At 36.1% G+C, this 19,757-nt stretch carries 14 protein-coding genes; 2 read left to right on the plus strand and 12 right to left on the minus strand.

Going from position 1 to position 19,757, the window contains the following annotated elements; all coding sequences use genetic code 11:
- Positions 1–61: 61 nt before the first annotated feature.
- Positions 62–991 carry a LysR family transcriptional regulator gene (locus JZO69_RS11040; RefSeq protein WP_207112925.1) on the plus strand — a complete coding sequence of 310 codons (930 nt, stop codon included), beginning with the start codon at positions 62–64 and terminating at the stop codon, positions 989–991.
- Between the two features lie 145 nt (positions 992–1,136).
- Here JZO69_RS11040 and rlmN read toward each other — a convergent pair whose 3' ends face one another.
- From rlmN to JZO69_RS11080, 8 genes are all read right to left on the minus strand, one after another.
- Complete coding sequence (rlmN, locus tag JZO69_RS11045) at positions 1,137–2,207, minus strand: dual-specificity RNA methyltransferase RlmN (protein ID WP_207112926.1); 1,071 nt, start codon at positions 2,205–2,207, stop codon at positions 1,137–1,139.
- A gap of 213 nt (positions 2,208–2,420) precedes the next feature.
- Positions 2,421–4,244, minus strand: a complete 1,824-nt coding sequence (locus JZO69_RS11050) for an ABC transporter permease (RefSeq protein WP_207112927.1) — start codon at positions 4,242–4,244, stop codon at positions 2,421–2,423.
- Complete coding sequence (locus JZO69_RS11055; protein ID WP_207112928.1) at positions 4,234–4,983, minus strand: ABC transporter ATP-binding protein; 750 nt, start codon at positions 4,981–4,983, stop codon at positions 4,234–4,236. The genes JZO69_RS11050 and JZO69_RS11055 overlap by 11 nt, the downstream gene beginning before the upstream one ends.
- A gap of 107 nt (positions 4,984–5,090) precedes the next feature.
- The gene (locus JZO69_RS11060) at positions 5,091–5,792 is read right to left on the minus strand and encodes a GntR family transcriptional regulator (protein WP_207112929.1); all 702 of its coding nucleotides are present in this window, start codon (positions 5,790–5,792) and stop codon (positions 5,091–5,093) included.
- 269 nt (positions 5,793–6,061) lie between these two features.
- Complete coding sequence (locus JZO69_RS11065) at positions 6,062–8,446, minus strand: FtsK/SpoIIIE family DNA translocase (RefSeq protein WP_207112930.1); 2,385 nt, start codon at positions 8,444–8,446, stop codon at positions 6,062–6,064.
- A 110-nt stretch (positions 8,447–8,556) separates the two neighbouring features.
- The gene (nhaC, locus tag JZO69_RS11070; protein WP_207112931.1) at positions 8,557–9,945 is read right to left on the minus strand and encodes a Na+/H+ antiporter NhaC; all 1,389 of its coding nucleotides are present in this window, start codon (positions 9,943–9,945) and stop codon (positions 8,557–8,559) included.
- Positions 9,946–10,272: 327 nt separating this feature from the next.
- The gene (locus tag JZO69_RS11075) at positions 10,273–11,484 is read right to left on the minus strand and encodes an NAD(P)/FAD-dependent oxidoreductase (protein WP_207112932.1); all 1,212 of its coding nucleotides are present in this window, start codon (positions 11,482–11,484) and stop codon (positions 10,273–10,275) included.
- Positions 11,485–11,515: 31 nt separating this feature from the next.
- Positions 11,516–12,421, minus strand: coding sequence for a prenyltransferase (locus JZO69_RS11080; RefSeq protein ID WP_207112933.1), 906 nt, complete (start codon positions 12,419–12,421; stop codon positions 11,516–11,518).
- Between the two features lie 118 nt (positions 12,422–12,539).
- Between JZO69_RS11080 and JZO69_RS11085 the strand changes: the two genes are divergently transcribed.
- Complete coding sequence (locus JZO69_RS11085; RefSeq protein ID WP_207112934.1) at positions 12,540–13,520, plus strand: polyprenyl synthetase family protein; 981 nt, start codon at positions 12,540–12,542, stop codon at positions 13,518–13,520.
- 95 nt (positions 13,521–13,615) lie between these two features.
- On the opposite strand, the gene cydC is transcribed toward JZO69_RS11085, so the two are convergent.
- The 4 genes from cydC to JZO69_RS11105 are packed head-to-tail and all read right to left on the minus strand — an operon-like array spanning position 13,616 to position 19,543.
- The gene (gene cydC / locus JZO69_RS11090) at positions 13,616–15,376 is read right to left on the minus strand and encodes a thiol reductant ABC exporter subunit CydC (RefSeq protein WP_207112935.1); all 1,761 of its coding nucleotides are present in this window, start codon (positions 15,374–15,376) and stop codon (positions 13,616–13,618) included.
- The gene (cydD, locus tag JZO69_RS11095) at positions 15,376–17,106 is read right to left on the minus strand and encodes a thiol reductant ABC exporter subunit CydD (RefSeq protein WP_207112936.1); all 1,731 of its coding nucleotides are present in this window, start codon (positions 17,104–17,106) and stop codon (positions 15,376–15,378) included. Before cydD ends, cydC begins: the two co-directional genes overlap by 1 nt.
- Positions 17,103–18,128, minus strand: a complete 1,026-nt coding sequence (cydB, locus tag JZO69_RS11100) for a cytochrome d ubiquinol oxidase subunit II (protein ID WP_207112937.1) — start codon at positions 18,126–18,128, stop codon at positions 17,103–17,105. The genes cydD and cydB overlap by 4 nt, the downstream gene beginning before the upstream one ends.
- On the minus strand, positions 18,125–19,543 hold the full coding sequence (locus JZO69_RS11105; RefSeq protein WP_207112938.1) for a cytochrome ubiquinol oxidase subunit I: 1,419 nt from the start codon (positions 19,541–19,543) through the stop codon (positions 18,125–18,127). Before JZO69_RS11105 ends, cydB begins: the two co-directional genes overlap by 4 nt.
- Positions 19,544–19,757: the final 214 nt, after the last annotated feature.

Below are 19,757 nucleotides of genomic sequence, written 5' to 3' on the forward strand. Positions count from 1 at the left end.
TTATTAAAAAAAAGTATAGCTTCTATGCTTAGCTACATTTTTAATATGGAGGGATGGTATTTTGCGGATCAAACAATTGGATTACATCGTAAAAATCGTTGAATTAGGATCAGTTAATGAAGCGGCGAAACATCTCTTCATCACTCAACCAAGTCTTTCAACTGCTGTTAAAGAACTTGAACAAGAAATGGGCATCCAAATTTTTCAACGGACGCAAAAAGGGATGATTCTAACAAATGAAGGAACAGAATTTTTATCTTATGCTCGACAAATTTTAGAACAAGTAGATTTGATGGAGGAAAAATATAAAGGTACTGAAACTAGACGAAGACTGTTCTCTGTTTCAGCGCAGCATTACGCTTTTGCGGTACACGCATATGTTCAGCTAATTAAATCTTATGAACAAAATGAATATGAATTTACCTTTCGAGAAACACAAACGAACAATATCATTGAAGATGTGAGTACGTTTCAAAGTGAACTTGGTATTTTATACTTAAACGCATTCAACGAAAAAGTGATTCGTAAATTATTAAAAGAAAAACAGTTAACTTTTTATCCTTTGTTTATCGCTCATCCTCATGTTTTTGTGAGTAAAAAAAATCCTTTAGTAGGAAAAAAATCAGTGACTTTATCCGATTTAGAAAATTTTCCTTATCTTTCGTTTGAACAAGGACAATTAAATTCTTTTCACTTTTCTGAAGAAATTTTAAGCACACTTTACCATAAAAAAAGCATTCGTGTCAGTGATCGAGCAACGTTATTTAATTTTCTGATTGGTCTTGATGGTTATACGATCAGTTCAGGAGTTTTAAGCCGTGAGCTAAATGATGAAAATATTGTTGCTTTGCCATTGGATGTTGATGAAACAATGGAAATTGGCTGGATTCATCATGCTCAACTGCCTTTATCACCCATGGGAGAAGAATATTTGCGTTACCTAAAGGAACACATTATTGATTACGGATTCACAGTTTTTAAAGAAGAGTAATGAAGGAGGATGTGACAAAAATCCTTTAGATTCGTGCAATTGGACTAAAAACCGCACAATGCATAAAACGCATTGTGCGGTTTTTAGGAAATTGTCGAAGAACCTGACTTTTTCACACCGTTTATTCAGCTTCTTTTTTTACCTATTAGCGAGTTTTCTCCGCTTTTTTAATTTGCTTACTTCTTAATTGTCCACAAGCCGCATCGATATCTGTGCCGTATTCTTTTCTAATCACACAGTTGACGCCGTTTTTCTTCAAAATATCATAGAATTTCAACACATCCGCTTTTTCACTACGGCTATATTGATCATGCTCGCTAACTGGATTATAAGGAATCAAGTTGACGAAGGTTAATTTCTTCTTGTCCTTCAATAAATCTGCCAATTGTTGGGCATGTTCTGGAAGATCGTTCACATGACTCAACATAATATATTCAAACGTAATTCGACGATTCGTTTTTTCCAAATACTCATCTACAGCTTCCATTAACTTCTCAATTGGGAAGCTACGGTTGATACGCATGATTGATGTCCGAACGTCATTATTTGGTGCATGTAAAGAAATCGCTAAATTGACTTGTAGACCATTATTCGCAAATTCTTTGATTTTTGGTACTAAACCACTTGTTGAAACCGTAATGTGGCGAGCCCCAATAGCCAAACCTTTTGGATCGTTGATCGTATGTAGGAAATTCATTAAATTATCGTAATTATCAAACGGCTCACCGATTCCCATCACAACAATATGACTTACGCGTTCACCTTCGCCACGTTCATCAAAATAATGTTGAACGAGCATGATTTGGGCAACGATTTCTCCTGCTGTTAAATCACGTTGTTTTTTAAGTAAACCACTTGCACAGAAGGTACAGCCAATATTACAACCTACTTGCGTTGTCACACAAACAGACATACCATATTCTTGACGCATCAAGACTGTTTCGATCATATTTTTATCAGGTAACTCAAAAAGATATTTCACTGTACCATCTTTCGCTTCTTGAATGATTACTTGACGCAATGGATTGATAATAAAGTTTTCTTCCAATAAATCAATGACATCTTTTGATAAATTAGTCATTTCATTAAATGCCATGACACGTTTGATATAGAGCCATTCCCATACTTGAGTAGCTCGAAACTTTCTTTCGTCATGTTCTATAAACCATGCGATCAGTTCTTCTTTTGTTAAACCATAAATGGACGCTTTTTCCACTAGTTTTCTTCCTCATTTCTTCTAAACATTCGCTTCATACTATAACTTATTGTACTCGATTTGTCCATAAGCTATCTAGTGAATCACAACTATCATCCTTAGCTAGCTGATGTACTTTTTCTCTTAATTCAAAATTTAAAGCCCGAAGAGGATGTGACAGATGTAGCACTTTGCGAATAAGCGCTTTTGTCTTTCCTCTACGGACTTCTATTTTTATGCTTGAACTAAACGATATACTTTCTTGAAATAAAAGACACGTGCAATCAGGTAATAAGCAATCTGAATCAAAATAAACATACCTAAAACTTGCCATCCTGCCATTTGCATCCCTTGATCAAACATATGATACATCGCAGTTAACGCTACTGCTCCATGAATTACAGAAACAATAATCGGTGTAAAGAACAAAATTCCCACTTGCTGATAAATCATTTTCTTTAATTCTTTTTTAGCTAGACCCATTTTATAAATCATCTTGAATTTTTCTACATCTACGTCCATGTCACTGTACAGTCTGAAATATAAGAAGCTTCCAGCTGAAACAAAGAAGACGATTCCGATAAATATTCCGACAAATAAAAATGGGGCAAATTCATCTGTGATTGTCTGTTTTGAAAAAGTTCTTGCCATAAATGACATATTTTTTTCTTGTGTTTTACCAATCGATACTAATTCATCATACCCAACATTTTTGGGCTGCCAAACAGTCGTTGTTGTACTTTCACTATTTTGTAATTGAGTGTCGTCAGGTACTAATATTATCGTACCATAAGCTGAAACTACTCCTGTTTTTGCTGCTTTATTCACCGACAATGTTGCGCCATCGGGCAGTTTCACTTCATGTATTATAGTTTCTTTCATACCAATATTATTATTTGATAGTAATTGAACTGCTTGACCTTGTGTTTGAATCGTTGGTTGTTTAGCTAGTTCAGCCAAATGGTTGAACTGTGACTCTTTAACAAAGCTGACTTGGTTCGTATCCGTATAGGTTGTTAACTCACCTTCATCTACTTCGATACCTTTATCTGCTAATAATTTCGTAAAATCTTGTTTGATTTGTGCTGTCTCATCAGCAGTTCCTGTGATTTGAAATTCATAAGGAACTTGATTCATCGCATTTAAAATCATATTTTGGAAACCATATAACGTGCCGATCGCTGCAAAAGCGACTGTTGAAATAATTGAAACTAAGAAAAATGAGCGTGCGTTGTCCTTCATGCGGAATGCTAAATCTGAAAATACAACCATATTTGTTTTTTTCCAAAAAATAGATTGTTTCTTTTTCAAACGCTCAATGATCGAAACACTTAGCTGATTAAATAAAAAGCGTGTCCCAGTAACTACTAATAAAATTACTGGAATCATAACCATTGGAACCAGCATTCCTTTGACCAATAAAGCTACTGCATAACCTAGTCCAATCAAAACAACTGCCAAAACAGTTTTCAAACGAGAACTTTTAAGTGTCCCTTTGCCTAATTCACCCGCTTTTAGTAATTCTTGTAAGCTTAATTTTGGCAAACGGTATCGAATGAAAAAGGAAATAGCTAAAAATAAAATAGCAAAAGAAATAATCGTTAAGCCCAATGCTTGTATTGGGAAATAAAAACCAAACTTCACATGCATCAATTTATTACTTAGCCATAAAATCACTTGCGAAAAACCAATTCCTGCAATCGCACCAATAATCGTAGCAAAAAAGCCAATAACTAAATTTTCAATAAAAACCATTTTTTTCAATTGCTTAGGACTCATTCCTTGAATCATCAACAGTCCAAATTCTTTTTTCCTAGACTGAATAAAAACGTCCATCGAATACAGAACAAAGAAAAATGCAAAGCCATAAATGATGATCGCAGCTGCTAACATCCCTATCTGAGCCTTTTGATTTAACCCATTGGCTAAAGCTGGATGAAACGCAAAGACTGTAAACGTGAAAAACACCATTACCGAAAATAGCGTACTTAAGAAATAAGCCATATACAGATGCTTATTTCTTAAGGTATTTCGAATGACAAATTGACTAAAATTCATTATCGACACCTTCAATCTCAGATAGCTTTATCATAATTTCATCATAAAACATTTTTTGATTGCCATTGTGATGGATCTCGTCAACTAATTCTCCATCTTTGATGAAGACGATTCGCTTGCAGTAACTTGCAGCTAAGGGATCATGAGTAACCATTAAGATCGTAGCTTTTTCTTCTTCATTTAATTGCTGTAATAGCTGCATAACATCTTTTGACGATTTTGTATCTAAATTTCCTGTAGGTTCATCGGCTAATAGTAATTGCGGCTGGTGGATCATCGCACGGGCGACGGCTACACGTTGAGCCTGCCCACCAGAAATTTCTGCGATTCGTTTTTTTAACAAACTAGCAATTCCTAATCGATCAGCTAAAAGGTTTAACTGTTTTTTCATGACCGAAATCTTTTCACCATCTAAAGTTAATGGCAAAATAATATTTTCTTCAACTGTTAACGTCGGCATTAAGTTAAAGCTTTGGAAAATAAAACCTAACTCTCTCCGTCTAAATTTAGCAATTTCTTCTTGGTTTAACTGATTTGGATCTTTCCCGTTCATTAAAATATGCCCTGAAGTTGGCTGGTCGATCGTTGCTAAAAGATTCAAAAAAGTACTTTTTCCGCTTCCTGAAGGTCCCATAATACCAATAAATTCACTATCATTAACGATTAAATTTAAACCTTTCAATGCTTCATATTTGATTTCTTCTCCATATATTTTAGATAAATTTTCTACTTGTAACATTTTATCTCTCCTTTTCTCTACTTTTTTAGTCTAATCTAATTACAATAAACGCACCATAGAAAAAAATAACAGAGTACTTACATTTTTGTAAGTGCCCTGTTATTCTTTTAAGATTCGTATTCAATGACGTATGGATAAAGCGCTGTATTATAAATTGCTTCAGAAAATTCAACATATTTTCCAGATAAACCAAGTGATTTTCGAATTCTTTTTAGACCATTTTTTTCTGAAGTAGTTAAGATTCCTTGCTCTTCTTCAGTCAATTCAACCGTTTGAAAGCTATCTTCAAATTTAATGATTTCGATTCCATGCTGATCCATCAAACGATATAAAGATTCTTTTTCAAAATCTTCTAAAGGAACATCTGCCATCGTAATTGGTAAATAATAATTAAAATAAATATAAGGTTGATCATCCAATGTATATAAACGTGATACTTTTATAGCTTTTTCACCAAGACAAGCATAGATGGGAGAATCTGATAGTAAGGTTACTTCTTCTAAATTCAAGATTTTTTTCGCTACTTTTTGTCCTGAATCGTTTAGATATTCTGTAAATGTGCCTGCTTTTGATAATTTATTGTATGGACGATTACTTAAAACAGTCGTTCCTTTACCGCTTTTTTTCTCAACTAATTCTTCTGATGACAATAACTCAATTGCACGACGGACCGTTATTTTACTTACATCAAACAACTGCTCAAGTTCTGCTTCTGTTGGCAATAAGGTGCCTACAGGATATGTACCATTCATAATATCTGCCTTGATCTGTTCTGCAACCTCCAGATACAATACGCTTTTTCTTCTCATATTATCCATCCTTACTTTTTCATTTTGTGTAGTGTTTTTATTTTCGTTTCATTTAGTGATCCTTGAGTTAGATTACTCTAATTCTAATCGTATTTAAGATTTAATTCAACTTTCCTTTGGCCAGTTCTTACATCTTTTCGGATACTAGTTCAAAAATTACACTTTGGGAACACTTATTTAGCAAAGAAATCCAGATAAAATCAAACGATTACTCAATCAATAAAAAAACGAGTAGGACATAACTCTTTGAGTCACATCCCACTCATTTTTCACTCTGAACCTTGATCCAATGGGCCTTCTTCTGGTACTGGCTCAAGAAAAACTTTTCTTGGCTTACTCCCTTCAGAAGGTCCAATTACGCCATGTTCTTCTAATTCATCAACTAAACGTGCTGCACGATTATAACCGATTCTAAAGCGTCTTTGTAGTAAAGATATACTAGCCGTTTGCATTTCTACAACTAAAGCTTTTGCTTCTTCATACAATTCATCTTGCGGTGCTTCTCCGCTTGATCCTGTCACTTCTTCTGTCGGCATCATGCTTTCTTGATAATCAGCTTCTTGCTGTTCAGTTACAAAAGCTACGACACGTTCGACTTCATGATCTGAGATAAAGGCTCCTTGAACACGAATCGGTTTATTCTCACCCATTGGTAAAAACAGCATATCACCACGACCTAAAAGCTTTTCAGCGCCATTACTATCAATGATCGTCCGAGAATCCGTTCCACTAGAAACAGCAAAAGCCATCCGTGAAGGAACATTTGCTTTGATGATCCCTGTAATGACATCCACACTCGGACGTTGCGTTGCTAAAATCATATGAATTCCAGCTGCACGCGCCATTTGTGCTAAACGAATGATCGCATCTTCTACTTCATTACTAGCAACCATCATCAAGTCAGCTAACTCATCAACAATAACTACAATAAATGGTAATATAGGACGATTTTCACCATCTTCTAAATTCTTTTGAATCACTAGTTCATTGTATCCAGAAATATTACGAACCCCAGTTGCTGCAAATTTTTCATAACGGAATTCCATTTCTTGTACGACTTTTTGCAACGCTTGTGCGGCTTTCCGCGGATTAGTAACAACCGGTGTCAATAAGTGAGGAATACCATTATAAACATTCAACTCCACCATTTTTGGATCGATCATCATTAGTTTAACTTCATGAGGTTTTGCTCTCATTAAAATACTAGAAATAATTCCGTTGATTGCAACAGACTTCCCACTACCAGTTGATCCGGCAATCAGCAAGTGAGGCATTTTAGCCAAATCCGCTGTCTGGACCATCCCAGAAATATCTCGTCCAAGCGGCACTTCCAGCAATTTATCTGGGTGGCTTGGTTGTGCTTCGATAATATCTCTAAATGAAACAGTGCTGACTGTGCTGTTCGGTACTTCGATCCCAATCAAAGATTTCCCTGGAATCGGCGCTTCCATCCGCACATCTTTGGCAGCCAATGCTAAAGCAATATCATCAGTCAAACTCACGACTTTACTAACTTTGACTCCAACTGCTGGCTGAATCTCAAATTTCGTTACGGCAGGTCCAAGGCTTGCTTTTACAACTTTGGCATCTACTCCAAAGCTTTTGAAGGTTTGCTCTAGTACACCAATATTTTTTTCGATTTTTTGATATTCTCCGCTTTGATCTGCAGATGGAATCGAATCTAATAAGGTTGATGGCGGCAATTCATAATCACGGTCTTCCGCTTCTTCTGAGATTTCAAAATCCAATTCGCCGCCTTCATCCATTTCTGGCTCTGCATCTTGTATTGGTTGTGCCTGTCTAGATTGTGCGGGCTGCATTTCTGCTTGACTTTGAAAACTGTCAATAGGAACTAGGGTCAACTGTTCTGGTTCTTGACTTTCTTTTTCTTCCTGTTTCAAAGCTTCTTGAGCCAATTTTTCACCAGGCGTTAATTCCCGTACATCATTTTTTAAACGTTCTTGAGCCATTTTCTCTATTTTTGCTTGTTTAGCTGCCTGTTTTTCTGCGCGCTTGGCTTCTTTTTCAGCTTGACGTTCTTCACTTTTAGCTGTTAAACCACTAAGTTTTTCCCGAACGATCTGCAACCCATTCATGACTTGCTGAAAATCAAGCATACTCATTAAAAATACACCGATCAATATCAAAAATAATGCAATCAGATAGCTACCAAACTGAGCCACTAAAAAGAAAGTCAAACTATACAGTGCAGCTCCAATCATTCCCCCACCGACATTTTGCACCACAGTACTTGCCTTTAGATCCATTCTCAGAAACTCCCATGTTGTTCCAAGAATATCTGGTGTTTGCGTACCTACATTACGAAACATATACGCATGTAAAATCAATAAAACCCCTAGGTAAACGACTACACCACCAATTATTGGTCGGCTCTTTTTGATTGGAAATTCTTTCCCAAAAATAACTAAGGAAAGCCCATAAAGCATAAGTAAAACAGCTGCTATTGAAAATGTATTTCCTATAACTACACGTAAACCATTGGCGATCAATGTGCCAAGAAATCCTAATTTTAAAAGTCCAAATAATCCGAAGAAGATAAAAAAGATACCAAGAAAAATGAAATTAAGATGTTCTTGCTGCTGTTGCTGTTTTTTTGTCTTTTTCTTTTTTGCACTTTTCCTTTTTTGTGCCATGTAACATCCCTCTTTTCAATCAGTACCCATTATACCTAAAAATCGAGCCGAACAAAAGTACCCCCATTGTTTCTTTTAAAATTTTAATGATTTTGAATAGAATCTGCCGGTTAATTGGCGTTCTCACTTGATGTTTTTTTAGGAATGCCAATGCCTGTTATCCCTGAAAGTATCGACAAAATCGGACAGAATAAAATAAAGAAACTAAACGGTGCATAACTCAATGTTGAAACTTGTAATGTACTTGCCATAAACACACCACTTACACCCCAAGGAATCAATGAATTTAATACCGTACCCGAATCTTCTAAAGCTCTAGATAAAACTTCTGGCTCAAGTCCAGCTTTATCATAGCTTTCTTTGAATGCACGTCCAGGGAGAATAATCGAAAGATATTGCTCACCAATCATCACATTAGCTAAAGCGCCACTGAAAACTGTTGCTGCAACAAGACTACCCGTTGACGTCAATTTATGAGCAAGTGGTGCCATCAAAACATTGATCACATCCATTTTCATCAATAAACCGCCTAATGATAAGGTCAGTAAAATTAGTGAAACTGACCACATCATACTTTGGATCCCACCTCTGGTTAATAAAGCATCAATTTGCTCCATTCCTGTTTCGGACACAAAGCCATTTTCTAAAATCGTACTTAATTGTTTTAAATCAACAGTTTTTATTTGAAGCATATACATAATACTTGAAGCTAAAATTGTTACTAGTAAAGAAGCAATCGCTGGCACTCGTTTGATTGAACATAATACTAATAAAAGAATCGGCAAAATTGCCCACCAACTAATGGAGAAATTTGCTTGTAAAACTTCTAAAAACTGTTTCGTTTCTAAATCTGTCTGTCCGATCTTTGTTTGAAATCCAATCACCGCATAAAGAATAAATGAAATAACAAAAGCTGGAACTGTCGTCCACATCATATTTCTAATATGTTTGAATAAATCTGCTCCAGCAACCGCTGAGGCTAAATTGGTCGTATCAGAAAGAGGAGACATTTTATCGCCGAATACTGCACCTGAAATAATCGCACCTGCTAATATTGCTGAGTTAAATCCCATTGAGATCCCCATTCCCATCAATGCTAAACCAATCGTTGAAACAGTCGTAAAAGCACTTCCGATAGAAATACCGACAACAGCACAACTAACAAACGCTGAGGGTAAAAATATGTTAATACTAATAACTGAAAATCCGGCATACATCATTGTCGGAATCACACCACTGGCAATCCACACAGCAATCAAGGCACCGATCAAAATGAAAATAATCATTGGAACGATCCCAGTTTTTACCCCTTCAATGATTCCTTCATGGATTTTATCCCAAGAGGCTCCACGCCATTTACTCCAGCCAATCAACAAGCCTAATGCGCACAAGACTGGAAAAATCGGACTCATACCGACACCAATCACACAAATACTAATAATCAATAATAACGACAAAAATACAATCAATGCTTCTTTAACACTTAATTTTTTATTCATTTACTTTCCCCATTTTTCTTATAAATTAATTTTTAAAACAAAAAAATCCCTGACAATCCAAAATAGACTGTCAGGGACGAATAAACGTCAGAAACAAAAGTTTTATTTTGTCTCCTACGCATAAATACACGCGGTACCACCCATAGTTGAAATTAAACATAATCTCCACTCAAAAGACGCTAACGGATCTCACCCGAATATGATATTATGCTCCAGATTTGTAATTCAAGTCGTTATTTTGGTCAACTTCCATCAGCCGTTGACTTTCTGTCATTTCAAAACAACGCTCTACTGTGAATCCTTCGTAGCTTTTGCATCTATTAATTTTTAACGGTAAAAATCAAAACGGCCTTTAGCCAACATTTCTTTGATTCCACCTGTTTCAAATAATGAACGATCCATGATCGCTTTTTTGATAACAGAAGCTGGATATCCTTTAACTTCCATTTTTCCAACTTCACCAAAGGCATGGCTGTTCCCAATTGAAGCAACTGAACCTAATGATTTAAAGGTAAATTCTTTCGTTGGTTCACCTTTTAATTGTGCTTTGATATTTTTTCCGGCGTGTTCACCCATTTTTAGAGAAATTTGTGCAGTTGTTGGATATGGACGGTTTGATTCTTTGTCCATCACAGCTGAGCAATCACCAATGATATAAACATTACTATGATCTGCATCTGTTAAGTCAGCTTGAACCATCACACGACCACGTTTCGCTGCAAAACCAGAATCGCCAACAACGTGACTTCCACTAACACCTGTTGTCCAGATGATTGTTTTAGCTTTTAGTTCACTTAATTCGTTTGTTTCTTGATTATCTAAATAAACAACGGTATCTTGTTTGATTTCTTTGATTGGTTTTCCAACTAAGAAATTAACGCCCCATTTTTTCAAATGATTGATGCCGTAACCACCAAGTTTCTCACTAAACATTGGCAATAAACGAGTTACCGCTTCAACACAATATAATTGAATTTTTTCAGGTTCAACACCAGCAATAGCAGCTAATTTTTTCTTGCCCTCATGTAAAGAACCCAATAATTCGATCCCAGTAAAACCAGCACCGCAAACAACGATTTTTAGACAGTTTTCGTCTTTGGTTGCTTTATAAGCTTCCATTTGTTCTGTTAAATGTTGATACACTTTTTCTGACGTTGGAATATCAACCATTTTTAATGAAAATTCTTCTACACCAGGAATGCCGAAAGATTCTGATTCATAGCCTAATGCTACGATCAAATAATCATAAGCGATGGCTTCTTGGTCTTTTAAATGAACGAGTTGGTTTTCACTATCGATTTTCTCTACTCTACCCTGTACAAATGTTGTACAAGCTGTTTTTACAACATCTTTTATTGGGTAAGTGATTCTTTCTGATGTTTGGATTCCTGCGGCAACTTCGTGGATATCTGTTGCTTCAAAGTGGTAATCATTTTGATCCACCAATGTGATTTTTATATCATTGTTGCCTTTTTGTAATTCGTGTAGCGCTCTTAAACCGGCATAGCCAGCGCCTAAAATAACGACGTGCTTACTCATTTTTAAAATCCCCTCTTAACCTTTTTATTTATTATTTAAGCCACAATCCTATGGCAAAAAATACAACTTGTGCAAGTGCGCCAACAGCTAATATTCTTACAGCGCAAATAAATGTTTTTGTTTTGACTTGTTCGTGTAAAAATAGCTTCGTTTGTTTCCAAATAAATGGGATAATCAACAAAGTTAATAGCATCGTAATTGGTGTCAAGCCCAAACATACGCTCACAATGATCGAAGCAAATGCAATCACGATCAAACTAACGAACAAACCGATCGATGCCTTTTTACCTAAATAATGTACCAAGGTGAAACGATGATTGGTTTCATCTTCTTCTAAATCACAAATATTATTAGCTAACATCAAATTGGCGATCAAACATGTATTAGGCAATGAAACTAAAAATATACTACCAAGATTGCTCAATGTCCATTGAAAAGAATCAAACGTATTGATATAAACACAAATCAACATAATCATGAAGCCCATCGTAAATCCTGAAAAGAATTCACCTAATGGTAAGCTTGATAATGGTTTGGGTCCAGAAGAATAAAAGATTCCGATCAAGTAACAATACAATCCTAGCCACAACAAAGGCCAACCAACAACTATGGACAGCCCAATCCCCATTAACGCAGAAATAGCGATCATCCAGATGATCCATCGACGAATCATCGACAAAGACAAATTCTCCCGCCCGATAATATTCGTTTTCTCTTTATAATCATGCCCTTCTTTGGCATGATGGTAATCATTATAATTGTCTAAAATATCAACAGCCATATTGAAAATAAACATCGCAATAAAATAAATAAGTACATACAATAAATGCAAACTTTGATAATGATACCAACTAAAACAAATTCCTAAAAGAAAGGGTAAAACACTGGCTGTCTTTGCTTTTAGCTCTACTAATTCAAAAAATACTTCTCTATTCAAATTATACTCTTCTCTCCTTATAATATTTAGTTTTATGCTCACGGAATAATTTACTTGTGTTTCTTTACCTACTTCGTATACAATCAATAGTATTGAATTACTGAAAGGAATATTGGTTATGAATGATTTTTGGAAAGAATTTCCTATTATCCAACAACAATTGAATGACACTTGTGAATTGATCAAACATCAAGTGAAAATACGAAACAAAGAAATTGAAGCAGCTTTGATCGAACTGACTTATTCAGGTGGGAAATTACTACGCCCAGCATTCTTTTTTTTGTTTACCCAAATTGGAGATGAACAAAAACAAAATCAAAAACAATTGATCAAGATCGCCGCTTCGATCGAAATTCTGCATATGGCAACACTTGTACATGACGATATCATTGATGATTCTCCTCTTCGTAGAGGAACCGTTACAATCCAATCTCGCTATGGTAAGGATATTGCTGTTTACACTGGAGATTTACTATTTACAGAATTCTTTGAATTACTTGCTGATACGATGAATGGTTCTGATTTCTTACATACGAATGCAACAGCGATGAAACGATTGCTACTTGGTGAATTAGATCAAATGCATACACGTTATAAAAAGAACATGACTGTTACTGATTACTTACGCAGTGTCAATGGAAAAACGGCTGAGTTATTTTCTTTAAGCTGTCTTGAAGGTGCCCATTTTGGTCATGCATCTTCTGAAGTTCAACGTTTAGCAAGACGTATTGGTCGCCATATCGGGATTGCTTTTCAAGTGTATGATGATATCTTAGACTACACTGCTGACGTAAAAACGTTGAAAAAACCCGTTTTAGAAGATTTAGCACAAGGTGTCTACACCCTGCCTTTGATCTTTGCGATGCAAAAAGCGCCAGAACACTTTGCCGTTTATTTAGAAAAAGGCGCTGATATCACAGACGTACAAGCCGCTGAAACAGCTAAACTCGTTCACGAGCTAGGCGGAGTCAATGATGCCAAAGCATTTGCGAAACGTGTCACTGAAAAAGCTTTGACCGATATCGAAAAATTACCTGATTGCTTAGGTAAAGAACAGCTAACTTTACTAACAGAATTATTACTACAACGGTCATTCTAATTCCTTACTCAGTCTTTAAAAGTTTGAGGCAAAGCTCCTAGAGTTTTGCCTCAACTTTTTTATTTTATTCGTAAATAAGTAGATTCGTCAACCAATCAATTCTTGTTCATGCCTCGATCAATCGCATATAATTGTTGATAATGTTGATTTGTCGCTAATAACTCTTGCGGTGAACCACTCATTTCCAATTGACCATCTTCAATAAAAATTACTCGATCCATCATATGAACACCTTGCAGATGATGGGTGATCCAAATAATCGTTTTATCTTTTAACGTATCAAAGAATGTATCTAATAATTGTTGTTCTGTAATCGGATCAAGCCCCGTTGTTGGTTCATCCAATAAGACAACAGGAGTGTCCTGAAGTAAAATCCGAGCCAAAGCCAAACGATGACGTTCGCCACCAGAAAAACGCAAACCTGCTTCATCTACCATTGTCAATAAACCTTCAGGTAATCCTTCAATCATTTCTTTCAAGCCAACCTTGTCCAACACTTGCCACACCTCTTCTTCAGAGGCTTCTTCCTGACCGATGCGAACATTATTTAAGATCGTTGTCCTGAATAAATAAGGTGCTTGATGAATCACACCGATTGATTTCGTGATTTGATCACCAAACTCATACGTTGGTATTCCACCTAAAGTAATCGTCCCTCTATCTGGCCGTAAATCACCACGAATCAACGTAGCTAATGTACTTTTCCCCGAACCGCTGCGGCCTAGAATCGCTAGTTTTTCTTTAGCATGGATCGTTAAACTTAGGTCTTCTAAAACATTTTTAGCCGTGTCCTCATAAGAAAATGATAGATCACTAATGTTAATGTCCGTATTTGTGACGATCAACTCTTTTGGTGCAGCCTTGGCTTCTTCTGGTTCTGGTAAATCATTCAAACGTTTGATGGAATCTTTATAAATATTGGTTTCTTGTGCTGCGTCAGGCAGTGGGGCAAACGCATCGATCAAAGGAAATACAGTTAGTGTAAATGCAGCGATCCAATTGGCTGCTCCGCCATGATTCCCTGGAAAACGAACACTCGTCCAAGCTAAAATTGCCACAGTGATCACACCGAAAACAACTTGCAGCACAAAATCACGAAAACGATTAAAACGTTTAATCTGCTCGTCCAACTGACGTAATTTTGCTTCTTCCTTCTCATAAGAATGAACAAATTCCTGTCCACGTTGGCTAAATACCCAATCAGAAACGCCTAAAATATTGTCTGTCAATGTTTTGTATAATTCATTTTTAGAAACTTTTTGCTTCTCTTGTCTGGCACCATTCACTAAAACTGAGATTAAAGGCAATAGAAAAATCACGACACCTAACATCAACAGCATACATAAACCAAACCACCATGAAAACAAACCAAGTCCAATAATAATAAAAATATATAACAACCAAGCGATCACTGTCGGGAAAATCGTACGTAAATACAAATTCTGTAAGTGATTGATATCTTCTGACAATAAACCTAAAATATCACCCGTTTGGTATTTTGATTTAAAGAAAATCGCATCCTTCTCTAAAACCATATAAAGCTTTAAACGTAAGTCAGACGTCATTTTCAAGACCCAATTATGACTCACTAAACGCTCGATATAACGAAAAACTGGACGACTGATCCCAAAGGCCCGTGTTAAAACAATTGGAATATAAATCATCAAAATATTTTCTGGAAGTGATGCCGCTCGGCTAATTAAATAACCTGAGTTGAACATCAACGCTCCTGCACTAAAGAAGGTCAAAAAGCCTAAAATCAATGCGAGATACAACAAGCCTTTGTACTTTTTCAAAAAAGGTTTGACCCATTGATCTTTTTCGAACAATTCTTTATTCGTTGGGGTATTTTCCATTATTCTGTCCCCCTCATCTGATTCACTAATTTCACATAGTAACCATTTTTCTCAGTCAATTCAGCTAGCGTTCCTGCTTCAACCAATTGACCTTTGTCCATCACTAAAATATAATCCATTTCCGCCATCCAATGTAATCTATGAGTAGCAAAAAAGACAAGATGGTCTTCCATCAACGGCAACATTCTTTCCTTTAATTCAACTTCCGTTTCAATATCTAAGTGAGCAGTTGGTTCATCAAACAATAAAATTCGACGGTCTTGATCTAAAAAGGCTCTGGCAAGCGCTACACGCTGAGCTTGTCCACCACTTAACATTCTCCCACTTTCACCGATCACAGTGTTTATACCATCACTAAGACCTGCTACAAGCGTTTCTAAGCCTACTAACTGAATAGCAGCTAATACTTGCTCATCTGTTGCGTCAGGTGTATAGAAACGAACATTGTTCGCTAATTTATCTTGGAAAATATAAGGTGCTTGTGGAATATAAAGCACTTGCTTCTGCCATTCTTTTTGTAGAAAATGCGGAATCACTTGTCCATCGACTTCGATTTTTGTTGTTTCAGCATCTGGTTCTAAGAAGCCACTTAATACATTGATCAAAGTAGATTTACCCGAACCACTAGCGCCGATGATCCCGATTTTTTGATACCCTTTTGCAGCAAAATCCAAGCCTTTTAAAGCAGATTGCGTTGCTTCTTCATATTGGAAGGTCAATTGATCAACTGATAATTCACTCAACGCTGTCCAATCACCTAAAGTAAGACGATCCGTTTCAGTCATTTCTGGTAAATCCAAGACAGCTTGAATTGCTTGAAATGAATTTTTTCCATCTAATGTCGCATGGTAATCACTGGCAAAATCACGAACTGGTAAGAAGAACTCTGGTGCTAGAATCAATGTCGTCAAAGCCGGAAATAGTAAAATCCCGCCTTCTAACAAACTCAAGCCTAAAAACACCGCCACAACCGCTACAGATAATGTTGTAAAAAAGTCCAAAGCAAACGTTGATAAAATTGCGATCTTCAGTGTACTCATCGTCGCTTCTCTAAATCGTTCACTGGTATTATAAATACTACCTGCATATTTTTTGCTTAATCCAAATAACTTTAGTGTATCTAATCCTCGTAACGAATCAATAAAATGATTTGATAAAATCTGAAACGCTTTGTATTGCTTATCTGCTTTACTTTGAGCCGCATACCCTAAAATGATCATAAAAATAATGATCATAGGAAACACAACTAGTAATACAACACCCGAACGAATATCCAACGTAAAAACAAAAATCAAAATAATCCACGGAATGATCATCATATTCATGATTTTCATCAAGATCAAATGCAGATAGTTTTCCGTTTGACTGATTCCTTCCAGCGCCATTGTGATCATATTTCCCGTACCATTTTTTTGAACAACAGTCGGTCCAAGTCGAAACACTTTTTGTAACAAAGCTTCTCTTAATTCACGAGAGCGATCATAACTAAATGTATCCAACATTTTCTCACGAAGATACGTTACCACGTGTCTGCCAGTATAAAACAAAAAGAACACCAAAATATTCAACAGCTGATCTTGTAATTGACCACCTTCCCATAACCCAACAACGGCTTTCGCTAAATAAAATGCTTGTCCTATAATAAATACTGCTTGCAGGAAAGAAAAACCTGCAAGCAAGATCATGATATTTTTGATTTTCGGCATTTTTAAGATGGCTTTATCGATCATCCTTCATACCCCACAGCAGCAATTGCTGGATGTTTGATACGTTTTCTAAAGACATAATAAGACCAACCTGTATATGCTAATACAAATGGTAAAATCGTTAATGATAACCATGTCATAGTTTTCAATGTATAAGGAGAACTTGAAGCATCTTTGATCAAGATATCGTAATACCCTTCACTACCAACCATCACACGTGGGAATAAACCACTGAATAATAAAGCAACTAAAAGAATCAATGTTAAGCCACTAGCAAGAAAAGCCAACATTTCTTTTTTCTTAAAGACACTTACATTGGCAACAACTGTTAATACAACGATTCCTACTACTAATAATAACGTCACGACGAAATGATTATCAAAGAAATCTGTTTTAAAGTACAACAATGCTGCAAATACAACTAAGCCAACATATAAAATCCAATAGAAGAATGACGCATAATTACGTGCACGTTCTCTGACTGGACCTTCTGTTTTAAGTGCAATGTAGTTCAACCCATGCAAGTAGCACAATAATGACAACGCAACGCCACCTACAACAGAAAATACATTGATGTAATCTGTAAACGAAGCCATCATATTACCATCAACATCAAGCGGCATTCCTTGAACTAAATCAATGAATAAAATCCCAAAGAAAAACGGCACAATAAAACTACCAATCGATAATGTCCAGTTCCACATTCTGCGACGTTTGCCATCTGGCATACGGTGACGGAATTCAAATGAAACCCCACGAATGATCAAACCTACTAAAATAATAAACAAAATCAAGTAAAAACCACTAAACAATGAAGCATACCAGTATGGGAAAGAAGCAAACATCGCCCCACCTGCTGTTAGTAACCATACTTCATTACCATCCCAAACCGGTCCAATTGTTTGGATGATCTGTTCTTTTTCTTCTTCATCGTGCGCTAATGTTTGAACCGACATACCCACGCCAAAGTCAAAACCTTCTAAGAAGAAGAAGCCTGAGAATAAAATACCAATTAGTACAAACCAGAGTAATTGCAACGTACTCATTCGCCAAAGACCTCCTTATCAAATGGATCTACATCAGTAGAGTTCGCCTCTACTAATTTCTTTTCTTCATAATCCGGGCCTTTTTTAAGCTCTACAGTAATTAAGTAAACCATTACTGAACCAAGACCTGCAAAAAGAATAAAGTAAATAATGTTCGATGTTAATAATGAAGCAACTGATACGTTTGGTGACACACTATCTTCAATCGTAAATAAACCGTAAACAGTCCATGGATAACGACCAAGTTCAGTGATCAACCAACCTGTTGTATTTGCTAAGAATGGTGCAAACGTACATAATGCCACGATCCAAACCATCCAGCGTTTTTCATAAAGTGAAGGTTTTTTCTTACGACTAAAGAATAATCCTAAAGCTGAAACTAGAAGCATCAATGCACCAAATCCAGCCATGACTCTAAAGCTCCAGAATAGTGTGTTGACTGGTGGATAATAACTTTTATCATCCCCATATTGTTCTTTCAAGCGTTCATTGACAGTTTCCATCCCATCTACAGAACCAGATAAGCTATTGTAAGAAAGGATACTTAACATATAAGGAATTTGAATCCCAAATACTTGTTTGTGTTGAGCTTCATCTGCCCAAGCAATCAATGTCCAAGCAGCCGGATCACCTGAATCTTCGTAATCCCCTTCCATTGCCGCAAATTTCATTGGTTGATCATTGATCAAGGCTTTCATTTGTAAATCACCTGTAAATAAAACAGACAATGAACCAAATAAAGCAATCCATAAACCAATGCGCATAGATGTTTTGTGGAAAGTCATATCACGTTTTTTCAAAATTTGGAACGCCGCAAGACCTGCAACGATCATTCCGCCCATCACAATAGCACCAGACAGAACATGGGTAAACTCATACCAAACTTTTGGATTCCCAATAACTGCACCAAAATCGATTAACTCTGCACGGCCATTGTTTAATGTATACCCAACTGGATGTTGCATAAAGCTATTTGCTGCTAAAATCCAGAAAGCTGACATCATTGAACCAAATACTACCAACCAAATAAATGTTAAATGCAATTTAGGATTTACTTTGTCCCAAGTAAAAATCCATAAACCTAAGAAAGTTGATTCTAAAAAGAATGCAAGTAAAGCCTCAATTGCTAGTGGAGCACCAAAAATATCTCCAACAAAGCGTGAATAATCTGACCAGTTCATTCCGAACTGAAATTCTTGAATAATTCCTGTTACGACTCCTACTGCAAAGCTTAATAGAAAAATGTTGCCCCAAAACTTCGCCATTTTGCGATAACGTTCATCTTTTTTCACTACATACATTGTTTCCATGACTGCTACAACTAGTGCTAATCCTATTGAAAACGGTACGAAGAAGTAATGAAAGACGGTTGTCATTGCAAATTGGAATCTTGCTAATGTTACAATATCAAACATCAATAATCCCCCTTGTTTTTACTGTCTCCACAAAAAGAATAAGCTGATTTCATTCAACATAATTATTCATTTGCGCAGTTGGTTGGTGCTGCCAAAATGAATCAAAACCCAGAATAAAATAAACCTAAAGACAATATGTGTGTGGAAACTCTTTTTATTAAATTTAGAATGATTCCAATTTAGAGTATACTCCTTTTATTGTAAATTACAAATC

Source organism: Candidatus Enterococcus ikei (assembly GCF_017316105.1).
Classification (GTDB): domain Bacteria; phylum Bacillota; class Bacilli; order Lactobacillales; family Enterococcaceae; genus Enterococcus_L; species Enterococcus_L ikei.